We start from the raw sequence: 25720 nt of genomic DNA, 5'->3' as shown, positions 1-25720 counted from the left end.
CTCCTTACAGCGCGCAGGACACGCAGCCCTCAATTTCGGTACCTTCCAGCGCCAGCTGGCGCAGGCGGATGTAGTAGAGCGTCTTAATGCCTTTTTTCCACGCGTAAATTTGCGCCCGGTTGATATCGCGGGTGGTGGCGGTATCGGGGAAAAAGAGCGTTAAAGAGAGCCCCTGATCGACATGTCGCGTGGCCTCGGCGTAGGTGTCGATAATTTTTTGCGGGCCAATCTCATACGCGTCCTGGTACAGGGCCAGGTTGTCGTTGGTCATAAACGGGGCCGGATAGTAAACCCGCCCGGTCTTGCCCTCTTTGCGGATCTCTATCTTCGAGACGATCGGATGGATGCTCGAGGTCGCGTGGTTGATATAGGAGATCGAGCCGGTGGGTGGCACCGCCTGCAGATTGCGGTTATAGATCCCGTAACGCATCACGTCTTCGCGCAGCTGCTGCCACATTTGGCGGTCGGGCAGGGCGATGCCGGCGCGGGCGAACAGCTCGCGGACCTTCGCCGTTTTCGGCTGCCAGTCGCCCTGCAGATACTGCTGGAAATACTCGCCGCTGGCGTAGCGCGAGCGGTCGAAACCGGCGAAACGCTGGCCGCGCTCGCGCGCCATCAGCATCGAGGTGTGCAGCGCATGCCAGGTCACGGTGTAAAAATAGAGGTTGGTGAAGTCCAGCCCCTCCGGGCTGCCGTAGGCGATGCCTTCCCGTGCCAGATAGCCGTGCAGGTTCATCTGCCCCAGACCGATGGCGTGGGAGGCCGCGTTACCCGCCGCCACCGAAGGCACCGAGCGAATGTCGCTCATATCGGACACCGCCGTCAGGCCGCGAATGGCGACTTCAACCGTGCGCGCAAAGTCGGGCGAGTCCATGGTATGGGCGATATTTAACGAGCCGAGATTGCAGGAGATATCCTGGCCGACGCTGGCGTAATCGAGGTTTTCGTCAAAGGTTGAGGGGATGTTGACCTGCAAAATTTCCGAGCACAGGTTGCTCATGTTCACCCGCCCGGCAATCGGGTTGGCGCGGTTGACGGTGTCCTCAAACATGATGTACGGATAGCCGGATTCAAACTGAATCTCCGCCAGCCGCTGGAACAGATCGCGGGCGCGGATCCAGCGCTTACTGACCCGCTCGTCGGCGACCAGCTGCGGGTACATCTCGCTGACGGCGATATCGCCAAACGCTTTACCGTACAGCCGCTCGACGTCGTAGGGCGAGAACAGCGCCATCTGCGCGTCGTCTTTCGCCAGCTGGAAGGTGACGTCCGGGATAACAACGCCGAGCGACAGGGTTTTGATGCGGATTTTCTCATCGGCGTTTTCGCGCTTGGTATCGAGGAAGCGCAGGATATCCGGATGATGCGCGTGCAGATAGACCGCCCCGGCGCCCTGACGCGCGCCGAGCTGGTTGGCGTAGGAGAAGGCATCTTCCAGCATTTTCATCACCGGGATCACCCCCGAGGACTGGTTCTCGATGCGCTTAATCGGCGCGCCGGCCTCGCGAAGGTTCGACAGCAGGAAGGCCACGCCGCCGCCGCGTTTGGAAAGCTGCAGCGCCGAGTTTACCGCCCGGCCAATCGACTCCATGTTGTCTTCAATACGCAGCAGGAAGCAGGAAACCAGCTCCCCGCGCTGCTGCTTGCCGGCGTTAAGGAAGGTGGGGGTTGCCGGCTGGAAGCGACCGCTCAAGATCTCATCGGCCAGCTGACGGGCCAGGGTTTCATCACCCTGCGCCAGGCTTAGGGCCACCATGCAGGTACGATCGGCGAAGTGCTCAAGGTAGCGTTTGCCGTCGAAGGTTTTCAGCGCATAGCTGGTGTAGAACTTCCAGGCACCGAGAAAGGTCTGGAAGCGAAAATTAAGGCGCTGGACGTGAGCAAAGAGCGCCAGCACAAAGCTGCGGTCGTAGCTCTCCAGCACGCTGGCGTCGTAATAGCCTTCGGCCACCAGCCACGCCAGCCTGTCGCTCTGCGTGGCGAAGGCGACGGTGTTGGCTTCGACGTGGGTCGCCATAAAGGCGTCCACCGCCTGGCGGTCCTTTTCAAACGGGATCCGCCCGCTGCTGTCGTACAGATTCAGCATGGCGTTGAGGGCGTGGAAATCCGGCGCCTCTATGGTCAGACGTTCTGCGGTTGTTGTTGCCAAAATTCGCTTACTCCTTTGCGTACGTTAGCGACATCTTGTGGGGTACCCATCAGCTCAAAGCGATAGAGGTACGGCACGCTGCATTTCTGCGCGACAACGTCGCCGGCCCGGCCGTAGGCGTCACCGAAGTTGCGGTTGCCTGCGGCGATGACGCCACGAATTAACTGACGATTGTGGGGATCGTTTAAAAAGCGGATCGCCTGGCGCGGCACGGCGCCTGCGGTACCGCCGCCGCCGTAGCTGGGAACGATGAGAATATAGGGTTCGTCTACCTGGATACGCTCCCGCTCATTAAGCGGAATGCGCACTGCGGGCAGCCCCAGACGCTGGACGAACCGATGCGTATTTTCGGAGCTGCTGGAGAAGTAGACGATGAGGCTCATGCGCTGGCCGCCGCGACGGGACGCAGGCGATTAATCATATCCGGACGGAAGCCGGACCAGCGGGTCTCACCGGCAATCACCACCGGCAGCTGGCGAAATCCCTGCTCGCGCAGCATCTCTGCGGCATCGGGATGGTGCTCGATGTTGACCATCTCGAAGGTAAACCCGCGGCTCTCCATGGCGCGCTTGGTCGCATGGCACTGAACGCAGTCATTTTTAGTGTAAATAGTAATGCGCATGATTCGTATTTCCATTTAAGATAACAGAACGGCGCCAAAAAGCGCAGCGGTTGGTATCGGTTAACTGTTCAGGAAATACTAGATGTAGTTGTAAAAAAGTTCAACCACGCAATATATAGCGTTTTTAAATAAGGGCGACCCCCGCGGAGCGATCCTGCGAGGGCAGGGGAGGGCGGGCGTAAAACTACAGGCGCATGCTGACGGCAAGACGGTTAAAGGCGTTCATCAGGCTGATGGCGAAGGTTAAATCGCTTATCTGACGCGGGCTAAAATGATCCAGTAGCGGCAGATAAACGTCATCCTCAGCATGGCTGCTGGCGATGTAGGTTACCGACTCCGCCCACGCCAGCGCCGCGCGCTCTGCGGCATCAAAGTGGGCGCTTACCCGCCAGCCGGCCAGCGCGTCGAGGCGGCCCTGGGCGACGCCGAATTTTCTCAGCGCTTTACTGTGCATCTCGAGGCAGAAGGCGCAGCCGTTAATCTGCGAAACGCGCAGGTAAACCAGCTCCAGCAGCGTGCCGTCGAGCTCGCTTTTTTCCAGCGCAACTTTCGCCTGTACCAGCGCGTTATAGACTTCCGGACTCAGTTCGTTATAGGGCTGACGCAGTGTGTTCATTTTTCTCTCCACATGACGAGCTATCCCTTAGGCTGCACGGGGCCCCGCGGCGGGCCCAGGCGGACGTCAACGGTGACGTCGGGTGAGATAGTCTCTAAGACGGCAGTCAAAATAGCACTATAATGGACTGCAAAAGATAGCCATATTTTAATGAAAAAAGCAGACCATAATGGAAGCTAAAAAAGCGCCACACTATCAGCGTATCGCCCGGCAGCTGAAATCTGCCATTGAGCGTGGCGAGCTGCCGCCGGGCAGTCGCCTGCCCGCCAGCCGGGTCTACGCTCAGGAGCTCGGGGTATCGCGGGCGACGGTGGAGAACGCCTGGGGTGAGCTGGTGGCTCAGGGATGGCTTGAGCGGTGCGGCCAGGCGGGAACCTTCGTCAGCGAACGCCTCAGCCCGCAGCAGGCGGTGCCGACGCGTCTGGCGGCCGGTAGCGAGCCGGCCGCGCCCCTGCCGTTTAAAATGGGCCTGCCGGCGCTGGATCTTTTCCCGCGCGGCCTGTGGGCACGGGTGATGGGCCGCCGCCTGCGCACGCAAACTCGTTTCGATCTGGCGCCGGGAGAGCCCTGCGGTGAACCGATCCTTCGCCGGGCGATTGTCGATTATCTCCGCCTCTCGCGCAGCATTGAGTGCCAGCCGGAGCAGGTGCTGGTGACCGGCAGCTATGCTGCATCGATGACGCTGATCCTGCGCACCCTGGCACGGCCCGGGCAGGCAATGTGGATGGAAGACCCCGGCTTTCCGCTTATCCGTCCGGTGGTCACGGGGCAAGGTGTGGTCATTAATCCGGTCCCGGTCGATGAGGAAGGAATGGATGTGGCGCACGCGCTGCGCTGCTTTCCAAAGGCGCACTTCGCGCTGCTGACGCCCGCTCACCAAAGCCCGACCGGCGTTGCGCTCTCGCTTGAGAGGCGCAGGCAGCTGCTGGCCTGGGCGGCGCAAAACGACGGCTGGATTATCGAAGATGATTACGATAGCGAGTTTCGCTATCGGGGCAAGCCGCTGCCGCCGCTGAAAAGCCTGGATGCCCCGCAGCGCGTGATCTACTGCGGAACGTTCAGCAAATCACTCTTTCCCGCGCTGCGCGCCGCGTGGCTGGTGGTCCCGCCGCCGCAGGTTGACGCATTTCGTCGCCAGGCGGAGCTGATGAGCTGTAGCGTTCCGACGCTGTGGCAGCAGACGCTGGCCGATTTTATTCAGGAAGGTCATTTCTGGCGCCATCTGAAAAAAATGCGCGCCAGCTACGCCCAACGCCGTCAGTGGCTGGAGTCGGCGCTGGCGACCGCCGGCTTTGCGGTGGTTCCGCAGCTGGGCGGCATTCAGCTGGTGATTGCGACGCGCGACGACGACCGCCTGCTGGCGCGGCGGGCAAGGGAGGCCGGGCTGGACGTTCAGGCGCTGAGCGACTGGCGGATGCAGAGCCGCGGTGAGGGAGGGCTGCTGGTGAGCTTTACTAATCTGACCTCCCCGGAGATGGCCGCTGACCTCGTGCGCCAGCTGAGGCAGGCCGTACGCGGCGGTGAGAAATAAAAAACCCCTGCATACCGACGGCATACAGGGGTTGACGCGTATTTGTTATCTTCGTCTTACGTTTATATTATCGACGTAAATTCAGCAATACGCCAATAAATAGCCCAACGGCGGCGGCGGCGCCGACGCTCTGCCAGGGTTTGTCACGCACGTAGGTATCGGCGCAGCCGGCGGCGTCACGCGCGGCCTGCTGTACGCGGTTGTTACCGTTAATGCGCGCGCGGGTCTCTTTCAGCAATGCCTGCGCCTTTTTGCGCGCAGCGTCCGCTTCGTCTTTTGCATCGCTGCCCCACGATTTCAGCACTTCTTCCAGCGTATCCGCTAATTGGCTGACATCGTTATGAATATCCTCAGCGCTTTCATCTACATTGTTGCGATTCACACGGTTGGCCATTGATTTCTCCCTTAATATCATCGATATCCGCCATACTTCAGGTTGTGCCTACGCTACTGTGGCAACGCAACCTGAATTATTTGGAGTAGAGCGATTAAGTGTAGGACAAGATTTTGAATTATGCTTTAAATCGTGGTTTCTGGAATTTTCCGAAAGCCCTGCCAATCAAGAATAAGGTAAGGTAAATGTGCGGTAAAAGATAACGAGGAATGAGTATGTATTTAAGACCCGATGAGGTGGCGCGTGTTCTTGAAAAAGCCGGCTTCACCATGGATGTTGTGACGCAAAAAGCGTACGGCTATCGCCGTGGCGATAATTATGTTTATGTGAACCGCGAAGCGCGCATGGGGCGTACCGCTTTAATTATTCATCCGGCGCTGAAAGAGCGCAGCAATACGCTGGCGGACCCCGCTTCGGATATCAAGACCTGCGATCATTACGAGCAGTTCCCGCTCTATTTAGCCGGTGATGCGCAACAGCATTATGGTATTCCACACGGATTCAGCTCACGTATTGCGCTTGAGCGCTTTCTGAGTGGCTTATTTGGCGAAGCGCAGCCGACGATGTCCCATAGTTAACCGGCGGATTTCCGCATTAACGCGCGGGCAGATTGCCGCTGAGGGATGATAACAAGGAAGTGGATACAGTTAGCGACTGGCGCGGGCCAGTCGCTGGTTGGTCACCGGCTCAGGCCTTGGCCTGGCGCTCACGCGGAACAGACGGCGGCAGTAATCAAGAAAGTAGCCATACGCCGCGCCCATCAGCATTGAAACGACGATATTTGAACTCACCGCCGCGGCAATCTGATGCCAGTCGGCACCCACGACAAACAGAATCGCAACGTACACCGGCGACTGGAAGGTCACATAGGCGACAACGTCGGCAATATTCTTCATCCAGCCTGAAGGGCTGATATGGCGCGCCAGGCGCATCGCGCGGTCGCGGTAAAAACCGTAGGGCACCGCAATAATAATGTTTACCGGAATAGCGACCAGACGTGAAGATAACGACTGCTCAAAAGTCATTCCGGAGAGGAAAATCTCGATCATCATGTTTACGACGGTGCAGTACACGACCATCGCAAAGGTGTCTGCTACCGCATGACGCAAGCGGGACTGCGCAGAGAACATCGGTATGCTCCTCGAAAATAAAGTCGGTTACGCCAAAAAATGCGCGCTGTTATAGCGTTTTTGGACTGTATGTTTTGATGCGAGTAGGTTATATCTCTGGCTTGAAGGTGGCAACTAGCTGCAAATTTTTATTTAATGGCTTTTTGTCTATAAAATACTCTGTGGAAGGCTGTTCGCTGAGCGTTTCGTTAGTTTTATGCTGGTTATCTTTTTTGCTGTTAATTATCAATAAGTTAGTGTTGTTATTGTTATGTTGCGAAAAAGATAATGCCGATGGGGAAGCCCTTAGTCAGCGCGATCTTCGCAGAGAAGCGTGATGCTCATCACTTTTAGATTTATTTGGCGACTCATGGCGCATAACTCAGCATAAGATGCTGTTATGGTCATTTTTTTTCATTCGTCTTTAATGAATGCTTATGCAGGCACCGGTCGACGTAGCGCGCTTCGCCCTGGCGATATTATGCTAAGGCTTTCCGCATCCCCACTATATACGCATAACGGAGCAGGCGCGCGGCTCAGGGATATTCATGTTGCGCATCGATGCGCCCTGAAGAGTAATTTAAGCGGGCGGTTTGCCGTTACGCTAATCTGAATAACTCGCAGCGCCTGGCGCTATATTGAACCCAGCCCGTAAAAGCCTGCCGCCTGGGCCGTGTATAAGTTAATTCACCACGGGATTATCTTTCTATATTTATACTCGTCATACTTCAAGTCGCATGTGTGTTGGCTACGTTCGCTCACCCGAATCACTTACTGGTGTAAGCTCATCGGGATTCACTCCCTTGCCGCCGTCCTGCAACTTGAATTATTTAGAGTATATACGGAGATATTAAAGGTGGTAATAAATAATCTCAGCTATTAATATGGTTACGTTATTTTGTTTTATTTGTTATCCGGAGTTTTTTGAAAATTTATGTCTTTAATGTTACAGGAACTGAATAATATCCGCTCGCTGCGGGCCATCACGCGCGAATTCACCATTGACGCTCTTGACGATATGCTGGAAAAGCTCAGGATCGTCACTGAAGAAAAACGTACCCAGCAGCAGGCTGACCATGCGCAGAAAGCTGAATATCAGGAAAAAATTAGCACCTGGCTGGAGCTGATGATCGCCGATGGCATTACGCCTGATGAGCTGCTGGGCCAGAAGAGATCGTCGGGAACGAAAACGCGGCGGCCGCGTCCGGCAAAATATCGTTTTATCGATTTTAACGGTCTGGAAAAAACCTGGACCGGCCAGGGCCGCATGCCGAAGCCGATCGCCCGGGCCCTCTCCGCGGGTAAAACGCTGGAGAGCTTCCTGATTTAATATTTATCCCGCAGCGGCAGGCTCTCTGCGGCAGGGGAAATAACGGTGGGGCGACCCACCGTAAATATCAGCAAACGCCGAAATCGCCGTCTTCGGTATAGGGCGTAACGTCGGCCGCTTTGAGGGTAAATTTCTCGCCCTGCTCGTTGCTGGCCTGCACGGCGACAATGTGATCGTCGTTGACGGCCACCACTTTAAGCTTTGGACCGCCCGTTCGCGGCTGTACCAGATCGCCAGGTGAATACATTATCTCTCTCCTCTGCATGAATAATCCGACGCCTCATCCTGCTACCTGCCGTGACCCTGCGTCGCGATTGCGGATATTAACCATAGCTCAGCCGAACGGCAGGAGACAACTGACCTGAGGGGGTAGATATCAGCGTCGGTTCCACGGCATCACCGCCAGCAGCCGCGCCATGCCGCAAAAGCCGGTGATACCGGCGAAGGTCAGCCCGGCACCGACCAATGCGCTCAGCAGGAAAAAGCCGCTGCCAAAGCCGTATCCCAGCACCACGCCGAGGAGTATCAGCCCGCCGGCGGCGATCTGCACCTGACGCATCAGCGGCAGCGGCTGCGATTTATCTTCCGTGACCGGCAGGCCCGCCGCCTTCCAGGCCTGAATGCCGCCGGCCAGCAGCCTGACCTGCGCCGGCGCGGCGACCGCCAGCAGGCGAATGGCGTTGTTTTGCGTCCGCGAGCCCGCCTGGCAGTGGAAAATAATCGTCTCATCGGCGGCGGTGTGCAGCGTCGCGCCGCCGTTCAGGGCACTGAGCGGGACCAGCTCGGCGTCAGGAATGTGCTCGCGGGCATACTCATCGGCGTCGCGGATATCAATTAATCTGGCGCCCCGGGCGATTTGCGTCCGGGCTTCTTCGGGAGAAAGGGCGGTGATAGTCATGACGGCTCCTTAAGGGCAATAGATGGCCTTCAGCGTGGCGATAATCTGCTGGACGGCAGGATCGGTGATGAAGTAATGGATGCGCTGCGCCTCGCGCCTGCTGGCGATGAGGCCTTCTTCGCGCATACGCGCCAGATGCTGTGAGGTGGCGGAGGGGCTCAGGCCGGTGATCCGCGCTAGCTCGCCGGCGCTGGCGTGCGGCGCGTCGCAAAGCATGCACAGAATCATCAGCCTGTTGGGGTTGCTCATGGCTTTTAACAGGGCCGCGGCTTCCCCGGAGCTGACCTGCAGCTGCTGTGGTGTATTCATCTCTTTATTTAGCATTTTCTTTATTTAGCACTATCTAAATTTAGATTATTCTAAAATAAAGAGGCGCCATACGCCAGCTCGGATATTGACCTGCTTACGCCTCGGCGGCGGCGGGGCGCGAGGCCCTGCAGAGGATTAATTTCGTCCCGACCGCGCGGCCCGGCGATAGAGCGTGCTGCGCGCCACGCCCAGCGCCTGCGCCGCCTTACTGACGTTACCGTTGTAGGTGGTCAGGGTATCGGCAATCAGCTGGCTATCGTGCTGCTGCAGCCCGCGCGGCGCGGCGGGTGCCGGCGCTGCCCGGTACTCTGCGGGCAAATCGTCAACCTCGAGGCGGGCGCCGTCGTCGGCCAGCGCCAGCAGGACCTTCATCAGGCTTTGCAGCTGGCGCACGTTGCCCGGCCAGGGCTGGCGGGTGAGGTTATCCAGCAGGTCCGGCGACAGCAGCACTCGACGCTGCCCCGCGCCGAGCGCCTGCCATAGCCGCTGGATAAACGCCGGCAGCGCCGGCCAGCCGCGCAGCGGCGGAATGGCCAGGGCAAATTCCCGCAGGCGATAGAACAGATCCTCGCGAAACTCGCCGTCGGCGACGCGCTGGGCCAGATTACGGTGGGTTGCACAGATCACCGCGAAGTTGACCGGGGTGCTTTGGCTGGCGCCGAGCGGAGTCACCTCTTTTTCCTGCAGCACCCGCAGCAGCCGCGTCTGCAGCAGCATTGGCATATCGCCAATCTCATCCAGGAACAGCACGCCGCCATCGGCCTCGCGGATTTTACCGATATAGCCGTTTTTACTGGCGCCGGTGAAGGCGCCCGGCTGATAGCCAAAGAGCTCTGACTCAATCAGCGATTCGGGAATGGCGGCGCAGTTGATGGCCACAAACTTACCGCTGCGCCAGCGGCTATGCTGGTGCAGCGTTCGGCTAACATACTCTTTCCCACACCCCGTTTCTCCTTCAATGCACAGCGCGATGCCGGCGTTGAGCAGGCGCACCATTTTTTCCCCTTCGCGCGGTCCGGCGAAGGGAAGGTCGACGGTGGGAGGGGCCGACACCGCCACGGCGTTACGGGTGGGGGCGCGTAGCCGGTAGTAGTAGCTTTGTCGGCGAACGGTGAGCGGCAGCGGAACGCTGACCGCGGTTTGCGTTAGCAGCGGAAAGAGCTGCTGGAAGGTGATGTGGCCCAGCTGCTCGCTGCCGAGCCCCAGCTCGCGCATCGCCAGCCGGTTGCCGGCGGTAAGAACGTTATCGGAAAAAACCAGCAGCAGCTCCTCAACGCTGTCGAGCTTTTGCGGCTGCGAGTGCAGGCTCATCAGCCACTGCTGCGGGTGCAGGCTCTGTTTTACCCACAGATACTCGATCTGTTTAGCCGCCTCTTTCACCCATCCCAGGGTATGCGGATGGGGGAAATGCGCCGGCCCGGAAATATCCAGCACGCCGGCAATTTGCCCGTCAGGGCTCTGAATGGGGATGGCCGCGCAGTAGAGATCCTGGTTGCTGGTGAGAAAATGCTGGCGGCCGTCAATTTCGCAGCTGTCGTCAATCGCCAGCGCGGTGCCGATGGCGTTAGTCCCGCGGCCGCTCTCGCTCCATAAATTTCCCGGCGCGAGGGCAAAGCTCTGCGCCTTCTGCATGGCGTGCATATTGCCGAAGGTTTGCAGCACCAGGCCGCTGGCATCGGAGAGGATCACCACCGACTGCAGGTCGGCGACTTTACGCGACAGGGAGCCAACCACCGGCTGCGTGAGCTGCTGCAGCCCGCTATGGCTGGCCAGCAGATCCGCCAGCTCGCCGGAGCGCAGGCGCGGGAAATCATCCGTCGTGGGCTGCAGGCCATACAGCTGGCTGCGAAACCACGAATCGCTGAGCAACGGATTAGCTGTTTCCTCCGGGGCGAGGGTTAACGGGTTTCCTTGCACGGAGCACCTCATGGTCGGCTGAGTTATGTTGCAACATTGTAGCTTTACGGTTTCTTGTGTGTTGCGATTTGCGACACAGAAGCAAACATCGCTGCAGCAGCAGGGGGGAGTTCGACGAAGGTTAAGAGTTAATTGTATGATTTTATTTGTTATTTTAAAGTGCGATAAAACTGGCATAACCCCTGCAATAGCCTTGATGCAGCAGGCAAGAGCAAAAAACCAATACGCCGCTGCGCCTCAACCCTACAAGAAGGAGATTGCAATGCGTTATGCTCATCCTGGTACCCCGGGCGCGTTAGTTTCACTCAAATCCGCCTACGGCAACTATATTGACGGTAAGTTTGTCGAGCCGCTCGGCGGCGAATTCTTTATGAATACCTCCCCCGTGGACGGTAGCGACATTGCGCAATTTCCCCGCTCTGATGCCAAAGATATCGATTTTGCCCTTGATGCCGCACACCGCGCCGCGGACGCATGGGGAAAAACGTCGGTCCAGCAGCGCTCCAATTTGCTGCTGGAGGTTGCCGATCGCATCCAGAAAAACCTCGAGTACCTGGCGGTAGCGGAGAGCTGGGATAACGGTAAGCCGATTCGCGAAACGCTGAATGCCGATCTGCCGCTGGCGGTCGATCACTTCCGCTATTTTGCCGGCTGCCTGCGCGCGCAGGAGGGCAGCACCGCCGAGATCGACGAAACCACCGTGGCCTATCACTTCCACGAGCCGCTGGGTGTGGTGGGGCAGATCATCCCGTGGAACTTCCCGCTGCTGATGGCGGCGTGGAAGCTGGCGCCGGCGCTGGCGGCAGGTAACTGCGTGGTGCTCAAGCCGGCAGAGCAGACGCCGCTCAGCATTACGCTGCTGCTGGAGATCATCGGCGATATCTTCCCGCCGGGCGTGCTGAACGTCGTGCAGGGATTCGGCAAGGAGGCCGGCGAAGCGCTGGCGACCAGCAAGCGGATCGCGAAAATCGCCTTCACCGGCTCCACGCCGGTAGGCCGACATATTATGGCCTGCGCCGCGGAGAATATTATTCCCTGCACCGTTGAGCTCGGCGGCAAGTCGCCAAATATCTACTTTGCCGACGTGATGGACGGTGAAGACGAATTTATTGAGAAGGCGGTGGAGGGGCTGGTGCTGGGCTTCTTCAACCAGGGCGAAGTCTGCACCTGCCCATCGCGGGCGCTTATTCATGAATCGATCTACGAGCCGTTTATGGAGCGGGTGATGGCGAAAGTGGCGCAAATTCGCCGCGGCGACCCGTTTGATACCGATACGATGATCGGCGCCCAGGCCTCGCGACAGCAGTTCGACAAGATCCTGTCGTACATTAAGATTGCCCGCGACGAAGGCGGCCAGATCCTCACCGGCGGCGAGCGCGCCAGCATCACCGCGGAGCTGGATAACGGTTACTATATTCAGCCCACCCTGATCAAGGGGCGCAACGATATGCGCAGCTTCCAGGAGGAGATTTTTGGCCCGGTCATTGGCATCACCACCTTTAAAGATGAAGCGGAAGCGCTGGCGATCGCCAATGAGACCCAGTTTGGCCTCGGGGCCGGCGTCTGGACGCGCGATACTAACCTGGCCTATCGCATGGGGCGCGGGATTAAAGCCGGCCGCGTGTGGACAAACTGCTACCACGTCTATCCGGCCCACGCGGCGTTTGGCGGCTATAAGCAGTCCGGCGTCGGGCGCGAAACCCACAAAATGGCGCTGAACGCCTACCAGCAGACGAAAAACCTGCTGGTGAGCTACGGTACCGCGCCGTTAGGACTGTTTTAACTGAGCAATTAAGCCCACGGTGATTTACGCCTGCTAAAACCCGCGCTGATTTTGAGGCGCGGTTTTTTTTATTAAACCGTTTACCCGCGCTATTAATATGACTTCGGCGCGAAGGTAGGGGACTTAATGCACCACGGCGGCCGGGATGGCAACATGAAAGATATTCACGTTCAGCTTTCATTTGAAATATGTTCCGGCACCAGAACAGTAATTGTGATTTATTAGCATGGTTATGATTTATACACTGATAACAAAATGAAGAAAATGGTTACTAAGATAATTCCTAATTTAGCTGGGCGCCTCTTGTGCCGCTATGGAAAAAGCAGGGGGGAGATAGGATTATTTGATTAAATTTGTTAATTAATCCGCGCACTTGTTGTGATTTATTGACGCGGTGACGGATTTTTTGCGTAAAAAATTAACAAGAGTAATAATATCTTTAATATTTATTTTATGTGTAAAGTAAAATGCCATTTCATTAACATAACAAGATATTGCGTTTTGTTTTTTTGCAGAATATTATTTCGTGCATGTTAAATTCATATTTGTAAATTTTACTTAATGGTTTTTCTTTTTTGAGTAAACCAGCTGAGGTGAAATTTGTCTTTGTATATTTGATAACCTGCGGATGGAACGAACGCATTATTAACAAGGAGACCCGGTAAACAGATTTTCACAGGCCAGGCTGGTGCTGTGCTTTATCTGTATTAAATCTATATTAGCAATGAGATAAATAATGAAAACCCAAGCACGCATTATGGCAATTCTTGTCGGTACTCTGGTGTCCGGCGCAGTATTCGCAAGCCCCTCTCAGCCTTCCAGCTCCGCAATGACCGTCAACCCCGGCGCCGGCGCCGGCACGCAGAATACCGGCGGTCAGGTCGAGTTCACCGGTGAGATTACCGATACCTCCTGCAACGTTGATAGCACCAGCGCTAATCAGGTCGTCGATCTGGGCAAATGGGCAAGCAGCTATTTCACCGGCGCGGGCTCAGAGACCACCAAAACCGGCTTCCATATCAAAGTGAAAGACTGTCCTGCTTCGGTTACCACCGTGGCGGTGATGTTTGACGGCACTCGCGATACCAACAACAGCAACCTGTTGGCGGTAAACGGCGGCGCTCAGGGCGTGGCGATTAAGCTGTATGAAGATGATAAATCGACGGCCATCAACCTCGGCTCCGTCTCGCACCAGCAGGCGGTGACTGCCGGCACTTCCGGGGCCGCCTCCGGGACCGCCGATCTGCAATTCTTCGCCGACTATATTTCGACCAGCGCCGTGTCCGTCGGCCCGGCAAACGGTACGGCCAACTTCAATATGGTTTACAACTAATACGACCATGAGCAGGCAACGGGCCTGCTCATTCCCTCCGGCATTCCCGACTTTGGTTTAATGGTTATCATTATGAAGCAGCTTATCACTGCGGCTGCGGCCGCCTTTTTCCTGTTCTCCGCCGTGGCTCAGGCCGGCATTGTTATGGGCGGCACCCGGGTTATTTATCATGAAGGGAAGCGCGAAGCCTCCATTTCTGTGACCAACGCCGATAACCATTCTCCCTATCTGGTGCAGTCGTGGGTAGAGAATTATTCCGAAGCGGATAAAGGCCCGGTGCCATTTATTGTTACGCCGCCGCTGTTTCGTCTCGACCCGGAGCAGGAAAACGTATTGCGTATTAATTTCATTGGCTCACCGCTGCCCGGCGATCGCGAGTCGGTATATTGGCTGAACGTGAAAAGTATTTCCCCGACGCAAAAAGGGGAGGCGAATAAATTACAGGTCAATATTAAATCCAAATTTAAGATTTTCTATCGGCCAAACGGTTTGCACGGCGATCCGGAGAGCGCATGGCAGCAGCTGAAATTTAAACAGGCCGCTCATCGCTTAACCGTTCACAACCCGACGCCCTATTTTGTTTCATTTTTCACGGTTGCCGTTGGCGGCAAAGAAATTATAGAACCCGGAATGGTGGGGCCTTTCGCCGATAAAACGTGGCCGGCCGAAGGTAGCGGAACGGTTAAATGGCGTGCCATTAACGATTTTGGCGGTATTACCGATTACGCCCAGCAGTAGCCCTTCACGCTTAACAGATAGCCTGGTCAGGATATTGTGAAAAAGAAGCTCCCGATTATCCCTCATGCTCGTAGCGTGATGAAGGCCCCCAGCGGGGGGATGTTAGCGCTGGCAACCGTTCCGACGCTGCTTTTTACCCTCTGTCAAAGCGGCGCGGCGCGGGCGGACGACTACTTCGACCCGGCAGCCTTAGAGTTTGCCAATCCGCAGCAAAAGACCGCAGACCTGCGCTATTTTGCCAAATCCGGCGGCCAGCAGCCCGGCACCTACCCGGTGAGCATCTGGCTCAACGACCAGCAGGTAGGCCAGGCGTCGGTGGAGTTTGTCGAAGATAGCGGGACGCTACGCCCGGTATTAACCGCCGCGCAGCTGGCGGAGTTCGGGGTCAACGTCAGCGCTTTTTCATCCTTCAACACCCTGCGGGACGGGGAGACCTTTACCCGGATTGAGCGCTATATTCCCGACGCCAGCAGCCGCTTTGACTTTGCCAGCCAGCGCCTGAACCTGAGCATTCCGCAGGCGGCAATGAACGCGCAGAGCCGCGGCTACGTTGACCCTGCGCGCTGGGATGACGGTATTGCGGCGGCGTTTGTTAACTACAACCTGACGGGGGCGCAAACGCAGCAGTCTGAGGACCGCAGCCGCTCAAGCTATTTGAATTTACGCAGCGGCGTTAACCTTGGCGCCTGGCGCCTGCGTAATATCTCGGCGATGCAGTATGACCAGCACTATCGCTGGAGTAGCCAAAGCACCTATTTGCAGCGCGATGTAAAATCCCTCAAAAGCCTGCTGCGAATTGGCGATACCTTCACCACCGGCGAGGTCTTCGATAGCGTGCAGTTTCGCGGCGTTCAGCTGATGTCCGACGATGAAATGCTGCCGGACAGCATGCGCGGTTTTGCTCCGACGATCCGCGGTATGGCGCACAGCAACGCCAGGGTGACCATTTTACAGCATGGCTACGTTATCTACGAAACCTTCGTTGCTCCCGGGGCCTTTGCGATTAAGGATCTCTATCCCACGGCGCAAAGCGGCGATCTTGAGGTGCAGGTAAAGGAGAGCGACGGGTCGGTACGCACCTTCACCCAACCCTACTCCGCGGTGCCTTTTATGCTGCGCGAAGGGCGGAGCAAATTTAGCCTCAGCGGCGGGCGCTATCACGCGGGCACGAATTCAGCCCAGTCGCCGGAGTTTTTACAGGGCACCCTGTTTTACGGTCTCCCCGCCCAGTTCACCCTCTACGGCGGCAGCCAGCTGGCGCAAAAGTATCAGGCGTGGGCGCTGGGCGTGGGGCGCGGGTTCGGCGAGCTGGGATCGCTGGGGACCGACGTCACCTGGGCCACTACCGCCACCGTCGGTGATAAACGCTACGTGGGGCACTCGATTCGCGCGCAGTACCAGAAGGATTTTACCCTCACCGGCACCTCCTTTAACCTCGCCAGCTACCGCTACTCCTCGAGCGGATACTATGACTTCAGCGAAGCCAACGCCCTCGACGACCCGAGCGAGCGGGTGGATAACAAGCGCAGCCGTGAAGAGCTGTCGATTTCTCAATCCGTTGGTGCGGCGAGCAGCCTGGCGATATCCGCCTGGTCGCAGGAGTACTGGCACAGTAAAAGCAGCGATAAGACGGTCCACGTTGGTTTTTACAGCGCGTGGAAGGGTATCTCCTGGGGCGTGGGCTACTACTACACCCGCTCGTCCGACGACGAAAAGGCGGACCGCTCCTGGTCGCTGAACCTCAACGTTCCGCTGGGCGGCTGGCTGAAGGAGAGCGCGGTGAGCTACAGCACCACCACCGACAGCAACGGCCGCTCCTCGCAGCAGGTCGCGATGTACGGTGCGCTGCCGCAGCGGCCCAATCTCTACTACTCGCTGCAGCAGGGCTATGCGAACGGCGGACAGGGCAGCAACAGCAGCGCCGGGCTGGATTATCACGGCGGCTACGGTAGCGCCCAGCTGGGCTATCGGCACGACAGCGCCAGCAATCAGCTGACGTGGGGAGCGTCAGGCTCGGTGGTGGCGCACCCGCATGGCGTCACTCTTGGGCAAACGGTGGGCGACAGTTTTGCCATCGTGCGGGCGCCGGGCGCGGCGGACGTGGCGATCCAGAACGGCACCAACGTGCATACCGACGGGCGTGGATACGCGATTGTGCCGACGCTCACGGTCTATCGCAAAAACGTAATTACCCTTGATACCGCCTCGATGGCCAACGATACCGACGTGGAGCTGCAGGGACAAACCGTGATCCCCGGCGGCGGCTCCGTGGTGCTGGCTAACTATCAAACCCATATTGGCAACCGCGTGCTGTTCACCCTACGCGATAGCCGCGGGCCGATCCCCTTTGGCGCCAGCGCGCATCTGCGCCAGCAAGAGGAGGCGGAGGGCGCCGCGCCGACAGGAATGGTCGCCGACGGCGGGCAGGCCTATCTGAGCGGGATCCCGGATGACGGCACGCTTGACGTCAGCTGGGACGACCGTAATACCTCGCGAAAATGCGCGCTGCATTTTCATCTGGCTGACCACCAGGCACGGCAAAGCGCGGTAAAAACCGTCAGCGGCCTGTGCCGATAAACCGAAGAGAGATCGCCATGTATAGCGGCTGTCGTACGCTGCAGTTTTTGTTCCTGCTGGCTACGGGAATTTACACGCATTACGGATGGGCCGAGAGCTGCGGCGGCAGCGTCGGTCAGATGACCATTAACGTGCAGAATATTAAGTATCTGCCCACCCTGCCGACCAACACGCAAATGACCAGCGCCATGGCGGACAACGGCGGCGGGATCCACTTTGTCTGCGATCTGCAGCTGCCGACGGCGAGCATGAAGCGCATTACCTATAAACAGCGTAATACCGCCGGCTCGCCGCGGGTGATTAACGGTCAGCACGTCTATGACTCAGCGCTGAGCGGCATGGGTTATTCGTTGGGCTTTCAGTGCGAAGGCGGCGCGATTCGCTACATCGATGGCGGCAGCGCGCCGGCAGGAGGCGAGTCGATGACGGTTTGCGATAGCGCGCAGATGTCGACGCTGCTCGCCCAGCGCGAGACGGTGGTCAAAGCCTATATCACCTTTTATAAAACCGGCGATATTCCGCTGGTCAGCGGTAACCACACCAGCGTTGCGGCCCAGCCGCAGGTGGGTAATTTATATATTGAGAAGCAGGATAGCGGGAGCGCGGGCCACACGCAGAGCTCGCCGGTCAGCATCGATCTCTCCGCCCTTAACGTGGATATTGGCGCCAACGGCAGCTGCCAGGTGACCCGCTCCTCGATTGGCGTCAATCTGGGCACGGTCAATAAGGCGGAGTTCAAAGGCAAAACGACCGTCGCCGGCGCGGCGCAGACGTTTAGCATTCCGGTATTTTGCAGCACCCCGGCCGATATCAGGATTGGCTTTTTCGGCGTCACCGCCGATCCCGGCATCGGCGACGCTTTAGCCCTCGCCCAGGTCGTCGGTGCGGCAAGCGGCGTCGGAATCAAGCTGAGCTACGGCAATAACTCCGCCCCGGCGCCCTCTGCCGGAACCCCGATAAAGATTAACGAGGCCAGCAATCTGCCGGTGCTGAAACATATCACGGCGAGCAGCGCCGCCACCGCGGAGAATATCAACTTCAGCGCCCGCTACGTGCAGACGGGAGACCGGGTGACGCCAGGGCGGGCCAATGGTCTGGCGACCTTTGCCCTGGAATATAACTAAGGGAGGGCTGTGCTTTTACCGCGCATCCTCTCGCAGAGAAACCAGCGCTGCGAAAGAATGCGGCGTCATCGATGCGGCTATAAGAACCGCTGCGATCTGCGGGCGATATCCGCGTTCAGCTCATCACCGCCGTGACGGCAAGGCTTTCCGCCTTCCAGCAGCGGGCGGCGCTGCCGTTGGCCAGCGGGCGCAGGGGCTGCGGCTTTTCACAGCCGGCGCTGGCGAAGGGGCAGCGCTCGCGAAAATAACAGCCCTCCGGCAGATGCCGGTTGCCGGGCAGCTCGGTGTTGCGCGGGGCGTCGCCCAGCGGTGCGCCAATTCGCGGCACCGAATCCATCAGCAGACGGGTATAGGGATGAGACGGCGCGTCGAGGACCCGGCGCGCTTCGCCCATCTCGACGATTTGCCCGAGATACATCACCGCCACGCGGTCGCTCATATGACGCACCACCGAGACGTTATGCGAGATCAGCACGAAGGTCAGGTTCTGCTGTTTTTGCAGCTCAACCAGCAGATTGAGGATCTGCGCCTGCACCGAAATATCCAGCGCCGAGGTGGGCTCATCCAGCACGATAATATCCGGCTTCGCCGACAGCGCGCGGGCGATCGCAATGCGCTGGCGCTGGCCGCCGGAAAAGGCGTGCGGCAGGCGGTCAAGATACTCCGGACGCAGCCCAACCTGCAGCGCCAGCCGCTCGGCGAGCGCGCGCCGCGCCTTCTCGCCGGGCCGGGACTGGATCCACACCGGCTCGGTGATGGTCCGCCAGACGGGCAGGCGCGGATCCAGCGAAGAGAGCGGGTCCTGGAAGACCATCTGCATGCTGCCGGCGTCGCGCCCGGTCGCGGGGTCCCCGCCGCGCTCGAAGTGGCCGGAAGAGGGTTTGAGCATGCCCATCAGCAGCCTGGCGAGGGTGCTTTTGCCGCAGCCGGATTCGCCAACGATACCCAGGGTTTCGCCGCGATAGGCCGTCATATCCAGCCCGTTTAGCGCATAGACGCGCTCGACGACCTTACCGCGCCAGTTCTTGCGCGCCGGAAAGTTAAGATGAACATCGCTCAGCGTTAATAGCCTGTCAGACATGGGCGTTCTCCCGTTGCGGATACCAGCAGGCCGCCTGCTGTTCGGTGTGTTCTATCGGTCGCAGCATCGGGACCGTCCCGCAACCCTCGCCGGCGGCGAAGCAGCGTTCGCGAAAGGCGCAGCCGCCGGGCAGGCGCGCGAGGTTGGGCACCGTGCCGGGAATCGATTTCAGCGGCGATCGCGGCTCGCCGTTATCCGGGGCGCTGTTCAGCAGGCCAACGGAGTAGGGATGCAGCGGATGATGCAGCACCTGCGGGGTCGAACCGCTTTCGATAACCGCCCCGGCGTACATGACGTACAGCCGATCGCAGACCTGGGAAACGACCGCCATATCGTGGCTGATAAACAGCACTGCGGTTCCCGTGGCCTGCGCTTTCTGTTTTAACAGACGCAGGACCTGGCGCTGGACGGTCACGTCCAGGGCGGTGGTCGGCTCATCGGCAATCAGCAGGTCGGGCTCGCAGGAGAAGGCGATGGCGATCATCACCCGCTGACGCATTCCGCCGGAGAGCTCAAACGGGTAGCGCTCCATCACCCGCTGTGGGTCGGCGATCTGCATATCCGCCAGCAGCGCGGCCGCCCTGGCGCGCGCTTCGCGCGAGGAGAGCGGACGGTGCTGGCGGATAACGTCCACCATCTGTTTGCCAATCCGCCGCGTCGGGTTCAGGGCGGTCATCGGCTCCTGGAAAATCATCGCCACCCTGCGGCCGCGAATAGCGCGCATCTCTTTTTCAGTAGCGCCGAGGATATCGTCGCCCATCAGAGTTACCTGACCGCTGTGGATCTGATAGCTGTCCGGCGGCAGCAGACGCATCGCCAGCATTGCGGTGACGGATTTCCCCGAACCCGACTCGCCCACCACGCCAACAATTTCGCCGCGGTCGATATGCATGGAGACGGCGTTCAGGACGTGCACCGCGCCCTGGTAGACGGGGAAGCTTAAGCGGACGTTATCGATAGTCAGAACCCGGTTATTCATTAGCTGCGTCCTCCGGACTTTGGATCCAGTAAGTCCTGAATCCCGTCACCAAACAGATTAAAACCGACGGCGGTAATCAGAATGGCGGCGCCGGGGAAGGCGCAGTACCACCACTGGTCGAGAACATAGTTACGGCCGTTGGCCACCATCGCTCCCCATTCGGCGGTGGGCTGCTGGGCGCCGAGGCCGATAAAGCCTAACGTCGCCGCCATCAGAATGGCGCTGCCGATATCCAGCGAAGCCTGCACCACCAGCGGCGGTAGCGCATTGCGCAGAATATGCCAGCTGATCAGGTGCCAGCGGGAGGCACCGAAGGTAACGGAGGCCTCCACGAAGCTGTGCTGGCGCACCACCAGCGTCTGCCCGCGGGCGAGGCGCACGTAAAAAGGGATCCGCACGATAGCGATCGCCAGCATGGCGTTGAACAGGCTGGGGCCTAACGCGGCGGCCAGCGCCATCGTCAGCACCAGCGAGGGGATCGACAGCATGATATCCATCAGTCGCATGATCAGCGCGTCGCTGCGTCCGCCGAGGACGCCGGAGAGGCAGCCCAGCAGTGAGCCGCCGATCCCGGCGATCAGCACCACCGCCAGCCCGGCGGCGATCGACTGCTGGCTGCCGATCAGCACCCGGCTGAACAGATCCCGACCCACTTCGTCGGTACCAAACCAGTGGATCGCCGACGGCGCCTGCAGGCGGGCGGTGAGATCGATGGCGTTAGGATCGTGCGGCACCAGCCACGGGGAGAAGATCATCAGGAACAGCATGATCAGCATAATGCCGCCGCCGATCAGCGTCAGCGGGCTTTTACGTACCAGCCACAGGCGGCGTTTCCACGCGTGGCTGCGGCTGATTTTCACGCCGACGGCGGGGCGTTCCTGGGTCATCATCACTTAGCTTTCTCCCCGACCCATACGCGGGTCTATCCACAAATAGAGCAGGTCAACGAGCAGGTTGACCAGCACGTAGGCAAACGACACCACCACGGCGAACCCCATTACCGCCGGAAAATCGAGCGCCTGAATGGAGGAGACCACGTAGGCGCCCATCCCGGGCCAGGCGAAGACGGTTTCGGTCAGCACCGCGCCGTACAGCAGGTCGCCCAGCGCGAGGCCGAGCACGGTGACCGAGGGGATCAGCGCGTTGGGCAGCGCGTAGCGCATCACGATGGTCCACTTCGGCAGGCCGCTGGCCAGCGCGGTGCGGATATAATCTTCGCTAAGCTGCTCCAGCATCGCCGAGCGAATCTGCCGGGCGACGATCCCCAGGTGGACGAAGGCCAGGGTGGTGGCCGGCAGAATCAGGTGCTGCAGCGCGTTGAAGAACACCTCGAGGTTGCCTTCCAGCAGCGAGTCGATCAGGTAGAAACCGGTCACGTGGGCCGGCGGGTCAAACCAGTCGTCAAGACGTCCGCTGCCCGGCAGCCAGTTGAGCTTGCCGTAAAACAGAACGATCACCCCCAGCCCCAGCCAGAACGCCGGGGTAGAAATACCGGTCAGCGCCATCAGGCGCACCAGATGATCGGTCCAGCGGTTGCGGTACACCGCCGAGAGCACGCCGAGCGGAATGCCGACCACCAGCGCGATAAACAGCGCGCTTATCGCCAGCTCCAGCGTCGCGGGGAAAAAGGTTTTAAGATCTTCCAGCACCGGGCGTCCGGTACGGATAGAGGTGCCGAGATCGCCGTGCAGCAGGGCGTTCACGTAGTGTAAAAACTGCTGCCAGAGGGGGAGATCCAGCCCCAGCTGCTGGCGAATATGGCGCACGATCTCATCGCTCGCGCGATCGCCCGCCAGCAGCCGCGCGGGGTCACCGGGAATGAGGTGCGAAATAATAAAGGTGATTGCGCATACGCCAGCGACGACGAGGATCAGTCCCCAGCTGCGTTGTCGTAGTAAACCCCAGAAACTCATCATGACGTCCTCTGCCGGGCCGATGGCTGCCCGGCATCACAAGGTTAAGGTACGGCCCGCTATTTGTGCATCTCGGCAATATTGAAGATCTGCTCGAGCATCGGGTTAAAGACGAAGCCTTTGACCTCTTTGTTCATCGCCACCTGATAGTTCTTCTGGAACAGATAGACGTAGGCGGCCTCATCGATAACCGTTTTCTGCGCCGCCTGATAATCTGCGGTTCGCTGCCCCTGATCGGCGGTGGAGATCGCCTTCTTGAGCAGGGCGTCAACCTGCGGGTTCTCGTAGAATGAACGGTTGCCCGGCAGCCCTTTCTTATCCGACTCAAACCAGTAGTTCATGAACATATAGGGGTCGGCGAAATCCGGGCTCCAGTTGCCGATGGCGATGTCGTAATCCCCTTTGCCAATCCGCTCGCGCATGGTGGCGTTAGCCAGCTTTTCGAGCTTCACCGGGATACCCAGCGCCTGCAGGTTCGCCTGGGTGGAGAGGGCGATAGGCTCCCAGTTAGGGTCGTTATCGGAGTAGAGGAAGGACAGGGATTTGGGCTTATCCGCCACTTTTTCCAGCGCGGCTTTGGCTTTGTCCATATCGAGGGAGTACTGCATGGCGCTGGCGTCATAGCCCCACATGCCGTCCGGGATCGGGCCGCGCATCTGCTTGCCGTTACCGCCGAGGATCCCGTTGACCATCCCTTTATAGTCGGTAGCCCAGGAGACGGCGCGGCGGAGATCGACCTGATCCATCGGCGCCTTGCTGTTGTTGAGGTACAGGTAGGTGACGCGCAGCGCCGGATAGTCATACACCGCGACGTTATTCTCTTTTTTCAGCGCCGCGAACTGGTCTACCGGCAGCGCATCGGCAATATCCAGATCGCCCTTGGTCAGCTGCAGGCGGCGGGCGGAGCTTTCGCCGATAATCTTCACCGTGACCCGCTTAAAGATCGGCTTAATGCCGCTGTAGTGCGGGTTGGGCACCAGCACCAGCTGCTGGCCTTTCTGCCAGCGCTGCAGCATATAGGCGCCGGAGCCGGCGGTGTGCTCCGCCAGCCAGCCGCGGGCATCGTCGGCGGCGTTGGCCTTCAGCACCGCCGGGTTGACGATCGACGCGCCGTCGTTAGCGAGGGTGTGCAGGAACGGGGCGAAAGGCTCCGGCAGGGTGAAGCGGACCGTGGTGGGATCGACGGCATCAATTTTCAGCCCGCTCGGGAAGGCTTCCGAAGGGCCCTGCTTAATGCGCATCAGGCGTTCGAAAGAGAGCTTGACCGCTTCGGCCGTCACCGGCGAGCCGTCGGCAAACTGCATGCTTTTGTGCAGCGTAAAGGTCCAGGTTTTACCGTCATCGGAGACCTGCCAGCTCTCCGCCAGCTCGCCCTCGACGTCCGTCGAACCTTTCCCGTCATCGGTTTTATATTTCACCAGCCGCTGATAGGCCGGGTAGGTGACCGTCCAGTCGTTATTATCGATGGTCACGGCCGGATCGAGGGTCTGCGGGTCGGCGGCTTTACCGATCACCAGCATATCTTTGGGGACCGCGGCATAGGCCGGCGCAACGGCGGCGGCCAGCGCGGCGGCCAGCAGCAGCGGACGAAAACCGGTTAAGGGGGTACGAATCATTTTCATGGAGTTACTCCGTCAGTCTTAGCGGGAGCCAGGCAGGCAAAAACATCATCAAGGAGCGGATAACCGGCCGCGTCCGGTAGTTCGAAGTGCCACCATTCCGTGGAAATGCCCTTAAAGCCGCCGCCAAACATCACGGCGTTCAGCAGCAGGCGATGACGCTGAGCGGCGGGGGGAACCGCCGGGTGGTAAGGGTGAGAGAGATCGTCCATCTCATCGAAGGCGGTGCCCATATCCAGCGGCTGGCCGCTTTCGTCGAGCAGCGTCACGTCGATAGCGGTGCCGCGGCTGTGGTTCGACCCCAGCGCAATCGGCACCACGTAATCCTGGTTCGGACAGGCGTTCCACAGCAGCTGCTGAGCCTGCTGCGGACGATAGGCATCGAGAACCTGCAGATGCAGGCCCGCCAGCCGGGCGATGCGCAGAGACCTCTCCAGCGCCGCCGCCGCGTCCGGATGCAGCAGGCAGCGGGCTTCGGCATAGATCGGCTGGCCGGTAATGTTATCGGCGCTGGCGTACTTGAGGTCGATCGCCAGCGCCGGAAACCGCGCGCGGATATCGACCAGGGTGACTTGCTGATTCATCTGTTATTTCCTGTCCTGAAGCCTGGCGAGCAGGCGCTTATTCACGTTCAAATTGACCAAATTCCTGCTGCAGCGCCCGGTTCTCGGCCAGCCGCTGCGACAGCGACGGGCCGAGCCGCTCGACGACCGCCGAGAGCAGCAGGTTGAACAGACAGCCGATCGGCGCGAGCGAATCCCAAAAGTGGCCGGTATCGGTTTTAACCTGCAGCAGATCGAGCGGATAGTCGCGGGCCCACGGGCACCAGATATCGGTCACCAGCGCGGTGGCGATGCGCCGCTCGGCGGCCACCCGGCAGAACTGCCTGGCGGTGCTGGAGTAGGCGCGGGTATCGGTGATCACCACGTAGGGATGCTCATATTCGGAGTTCAGCGCCTCCAGCCAGCTGCCGGAGCTGCCGTCGGCGTAGGTCACCCGCGGACGCAGATATTCGAGGTGGCTAAAAAAGGCGTTGGCAAGACCGCGCGTGGACTGGATGCCGATCACAATCACCGCGTCGGCTCGCGCAATCCGCTCGCTGATGCGGGCGAAGGTCTCCTCCTGCGCCAGCTGGTAGACGTAGCGGATAGCGTCGAGCTCCATCTGCAGCGACAGGCTGGCGCGGTCGGGCTGCGCCTGCTGCTGCGCCCAGGAGTCGAGGCGATCGATGACGCCCCAGTGTCGATAGGGCACCGGCGCGCGATCCTTCAGGCTGTTTTTAACATCATCGAGGTTGCGGTAGCCCAACTTGCGCAGATAGCGTCCGACGGTGATCCCGCTGGTGCCGGTTGCCTGGGCAATGCTGTCCGCGGTCTCAAAGGGGATATGCTGACGATGGCTCAGCAGCCAGCTGCCGATGCGCTTTTCGCTAGGCGTAAGCTGGCTAAAGGTCGCCTCAATGGTGCGAAACAGCTCGTCGCTACTCTCGTTCATCCTTACCCCTGATGATATTTGGCTCTCATAAACCATTCCGCTGTTACTCTGCTAACAAAGCACGATGCATGCCATCTATTACGCAACACCGTCGTTTGCGGTATGACGGGGAAAAGGCTGGAGGCAGGCGAACTATGAGCGTAGATTTTCGCCAAAACATGCACAAAGAAGGTGCAACGTTTCCTGGTTGTGCATCACAAAAAT

25 protein-coding genes are annotated in these 25720 nt (G+C 59.1%); 8 read left to right on the top strand and 17 right to left on the bottom strand.

What is annotated here, in order from left to right; genetic code table 11:
* Positions 1-4: 4 nt before the first annotated feature.
* From nrdE to GVK32_RS23515, 4 genes are all read right to left on the bottom strand, one after another.
* On the bottom strand, positions 5-2149 hold the full coding sequence (nrdE, locus tag GVK32_RS23530; RefSeq protein WP_159872750.1) for a class 1b ribonucleoside-diphosphate reductase subunit alpha: 2145 nt from the start codon (positions 2147-2149) through the stop codon (positions 5-7).
* Positions 2122-2532 carry a class Ib ribonucleoside-diphosphate reductase assembly flavoprotein NrdI gene (gene nrdI / locus GVK32_RS23525; protein WP_123708535.1) on the bottom strand — a complete coding sequence of 137 codons (411 nt, stop codon included), beginning with the start codon at positions 2530-2532 and terminating at the stop codon, positions 2122-2124. The genes nrdE and nrdI overlap by 28 nt, the downstream gene beginning before the upstream one ends.
* Positions 2529-2771: a glutaredoxin-like protein NrdH gene (gene nrdH, locus GVK32_RS23520; RefSeq protein ID WP_159872748.1), complete on the bottom strand. Its 243-nt coding sequence runs from the start codon at positions 2769-2771 to the stop codon at positions 2529-2531. Before nrdH ends, nrdI begins: the two co-directional genes overlap by 4 nt.
* 184 nt (positions 2772-2955) lie before the next feature.
* Positions 2956-3387 (bottom strand): carboxymuconolactone decarboxylase family protein, encoded by a 432-nt coding sequence (locus GVK32_RS23515; protein ID WP_159872746.1) that lies wholly within the window; start codon positions 3385-3387, stop codon positions 2956-2958.
* A gap of 169 nt (positions 3388-3556) precedes the next feature.
* Here GVK32_RS23515 and GVK32_RS23510 point away from each other — a divergent pair, with 169 nt between their 5' ends.
* Positions 3557-4918 (top strand): PLP-dependent aminotransferase family protein, encoded by a 1362-nt coding sequence (locus GVK32_RS23510; protein WP_159872744.1) that lies wholly within the window; start codon positions 3557-3559, stop codon positions 4916-4918.
* Between the two features lie 67 nt (positions 4919-4985).
* Here the strand turns inward: GVK32_RS23510 and GVK32_RS23505 are convergent, their stop codons facing one another.
* Positions 4986-5312 (bottom strand): DUF883 family protein, encoded by a 327-nt coding sequence (locus GVK32_RS23505; protein WP_041146846.1) that lies wholly within the window; start codon positions 5310-5312, stop codon positions 4986-4988.
* Positions 5313-5527: 215 nt separating this feature from the next.
* Here GVK32_RS23505 and GVK32_RS23500 point away from each other — a divergent pair, with 215 nt between their 5' ends.
* Positions 5528-5890, top strand: coding sequence for a DUF2002 family protein (locus tag GVK32_RS23500; RefSeq protein ID WP_041146845.1), 363 nt, complete (start codon positions 5528-5530; stop codon positions 5888-5890).
* 69 nt (positions 5891-5959) lie between these two features.
* Here the strand turns inward: GVK32_RS23500 and alaE are convergent, their stop codons facing one another.
* Complete coding sequence (gene alaE / locus GVK32_RS23495) at positions 5960-6442, bottom strand: L-alanine exporter AlaE (RefSeq protein WP_159872742.1); 483 nt, start codon at positions 6440-6442, stop codon at positions 5960-5962.
* Positions 6443-7355: 913 nt separating this feature from the next.
* On the opposite strand from alaE, the gene stpA reads away from it, so the two are divergent.
* Positions 7356-7751, top strand: a complete 396-nt coding sequence (stpA, locus tag GVK32_RS23490; protein ID WP_159872740.1) for a DNA-binding protein StpA — start codon at positions 7356-7358, stop codon at positions 7749-7751.
* 67 nt (positions 7752-7818) lie between these two features.
* Here the strand turns inward: stpA and GVK32_RS23485 are convergent, their stop codons facing one another.
* The 4 genes from GVK32_RS23485 to GVK32_RS23470 form a co-directional block, all read right to left on the bottom strand.
* The gene (locus GVK32_RS23485; RefSeq protein ID WP_045857751.1) at positions 7819-7998 is read right to left on the bottom strand and encodes a hypothetical protein; all 180 of its coding nucleotides are present in this window, start codon (positions 7996-7998) and stop codon (positions 7819-7821) included.
* Between the two features lie 129 nt (positions 7999-8127).
* Positions 8128-8649: a rhodanese family protein gene (locus GVK32_RS23480; RefSeq protein ID WP_159872738.1), complete on the bottom strand. Its 522-nt coding sequence runs from the start codon at positions 8647-8649 to the stop codon at positions 8128-8130.
* 9 nt (positions 8650-8658) lie between these two features.
* On the bottom strand, positions 8659-8958 hold the full coding sequence (locus GVK32_RS23475) for a helix-turn-helix transcriptional regulator (RefSeq protein ID WP_159872736.1): 300 nt from the start codon (positions 8956-8958) through the stop codon (positions 8659-8661).
* Positions 8959-9093: 135 nt separating this feature from the next.
* Positions 9094-10875, bottom strand: coding sequence for a sigma-54-dependent Fis family transcriptional regulator (locus tag GVK32_RS23470; RefSeq protein WP_159872734.1), 1782 nt, complete (start codon positions 10873-10875; stop codon positions 9094-9096).
* 262 nt (positions 10876-11137) lie between these two features.
* On the opposite strand from GVK32_RS23470, the gene GVK32_RS23465 reads away from it, so the two are divergent.
* The 5 genes from GVK32_RS23465 (at position 11138) to GVK32_RS23445 (ending at position 18430) form a co-directional block, all read left to right on the top strand.
* The gene (locus GVK32_RS23465) at positions 11138-12658 is read left to right on the top strand and encodes an aldehyde dehydrogenase family protein (RefSeq protein ID WP_159872732.1); all 1521 of its coding nucleotides are present in this window, start codon (positions 11138-11140) and stop codon (positions 12656-12658) included.
* Positions 12659-13394: 736 nt separating this feature from the next.
* Positions 13395-13991 (top strand): fimbrial protein, encoded by a 597-nt coding sequence (locus GVK32_RS23460; protein WP_159872730.1) that lies wholly within the window; start codon positions 13395-13397, stop codon positions 13989-13991.
* Between the two features lie 72 nt (positions 13992-14063).
* Positions 14064-14729: a molecular chaperone gene (locus GVK32_RS23455; RefSeq protein ID WP_159872728.1), complete on the top strand. Its 666-nt coding sequence runs from the start codon at positions 14064-14066 to the stop codon at positions 14727-14729.
* A 78-nt stretch (positions 14730-14807) separates the two neighbouring features.
* On the top strand, positions 14808-17306 hold the full coding sequence (locus tag GVK32_RS23450; protein WP_159872778.1) for a fimbria/pilus outer membrane usher protein: 2499 nt from the start codon (positions 14808-14810) through the stop codon (positions 17304-17306).
* A 17-nt stretch (positions 17307-17323) separates the two neighbouring features.
* Positions 17324-18430 carry a fimbrial protein gene (locus GVK32_RS23445; protein ID WP_159872726.1) on the top strand — a complete coding sequence of 369 codons (1107 nt, stop codon included), beginning with the start codon at positions 17324-17326 and terminating at the stop codon, positions 18428-18430.
* 115 nt (positions 18431-18545) lie between these two features.
* Here GVK32_RS23445 and GVK32_RS23440 read toward each other — a convergent pair whose 3' ends face one another.
* Genes GVK32_RS23440 through GVK32_RS23410 form a run of 7 tightly spaced genes read right to left on the bottom strand, consistent with a single transcriptional unit; the run spans position 18546 to position 25516 of the window.
* Positions 18546-19511, bottom strand: coding sequence for an ABC transporter ATP-binding protein (locus tag GVK32_RS23440; RefSeq protein WP_159872724.1), 966 nt, complete (start codon positions 19509-19511; stop codon positions 18546-18548).
* Complete coding sequence (locus GVK32_RS23435) at positions 19504-20490, bottom strand: ABC transporter ATP-binding protein (RefSeq protein ID WP_159872722.1); 987 nt, start codon at positions 20488-20490, stop codon at positions 19504-19506. The genes GVK32_RS23440 and GVK32_RS23435 overlap by 8 nt, the downstream gene beginning before the upstream one ends.
* Entirely contained in the window at positions 20490-21383 is an 894-nt protein-coding gene (gene ddpC, locus GVK32_RS23430) for a D,D-dipeptide ABC transporter permease (RefSeq protein WP_159872720.1), read from the bottom strand. The genes GVK32_RS23435 and ddpC overlap by 1 nt, the downstream gene beginning before the upstream one ends.
* Positions 21384-22403 (bottom strand): ABC transporter permease, encoded by a 1020-nt coding sequence (locus GVK32_RS23425; RefSeq protein ID WP_159872776.1) that lies wholly within the window; start codon positions 22401-22403, stop codon positions 21384-21386. It abuts the gene before it with no gap.
* A gap of 59 nt (positions 22404-22462) precedes the next feature.
* Entirely contained in the window at positions 22463-24019 is a 1557-nt protein-coding gene (locus tag GVK32_RS23420) for an ABC transporter substrate-binding protein (protein WP_370461198.1), read from the bottom strand.
* 2 nt (positions 24020-24021) lie between these two features.
* Entirely contained in the window at positions 24022-24606 is a 585-nt protein-coding gene (gene ddpX / locus GVK32_RS23415; protein WP_159872716.1) for a D-alanyl-D-alanine dipeptidase, read from the bottom strand.
* A 37-nt stretch (positions 24607-24643) separates the two neighbouring features.
* Complete coding sequence (locus GVK32_RS23410) at positions 24644-25516, bottom strand: MurR/RpiR family transcriptional regulator (protein ID WP_041146824.1); 873 nt, start codon at positions 25514-25516, stop codon at positions 24644-24646.
* Between the last annotated feature and the right edge of the window lie 204 nt (positions 25517-25720).

Source organism: Klebsiella sp. 18074 (assembly GCF_902705905.1).
Classification (GTDB): Bacteria; Pseudomonadota; Gammaproteobacteria; order Enterobacterales; family Enterobacteriaceae; genus Klebsiella; species Klebsiella terrigena.
Note: the sequence above shows the minus strand (reverse complement) of the source record. Positions and strands in the feature narration are given on the sequence as shown.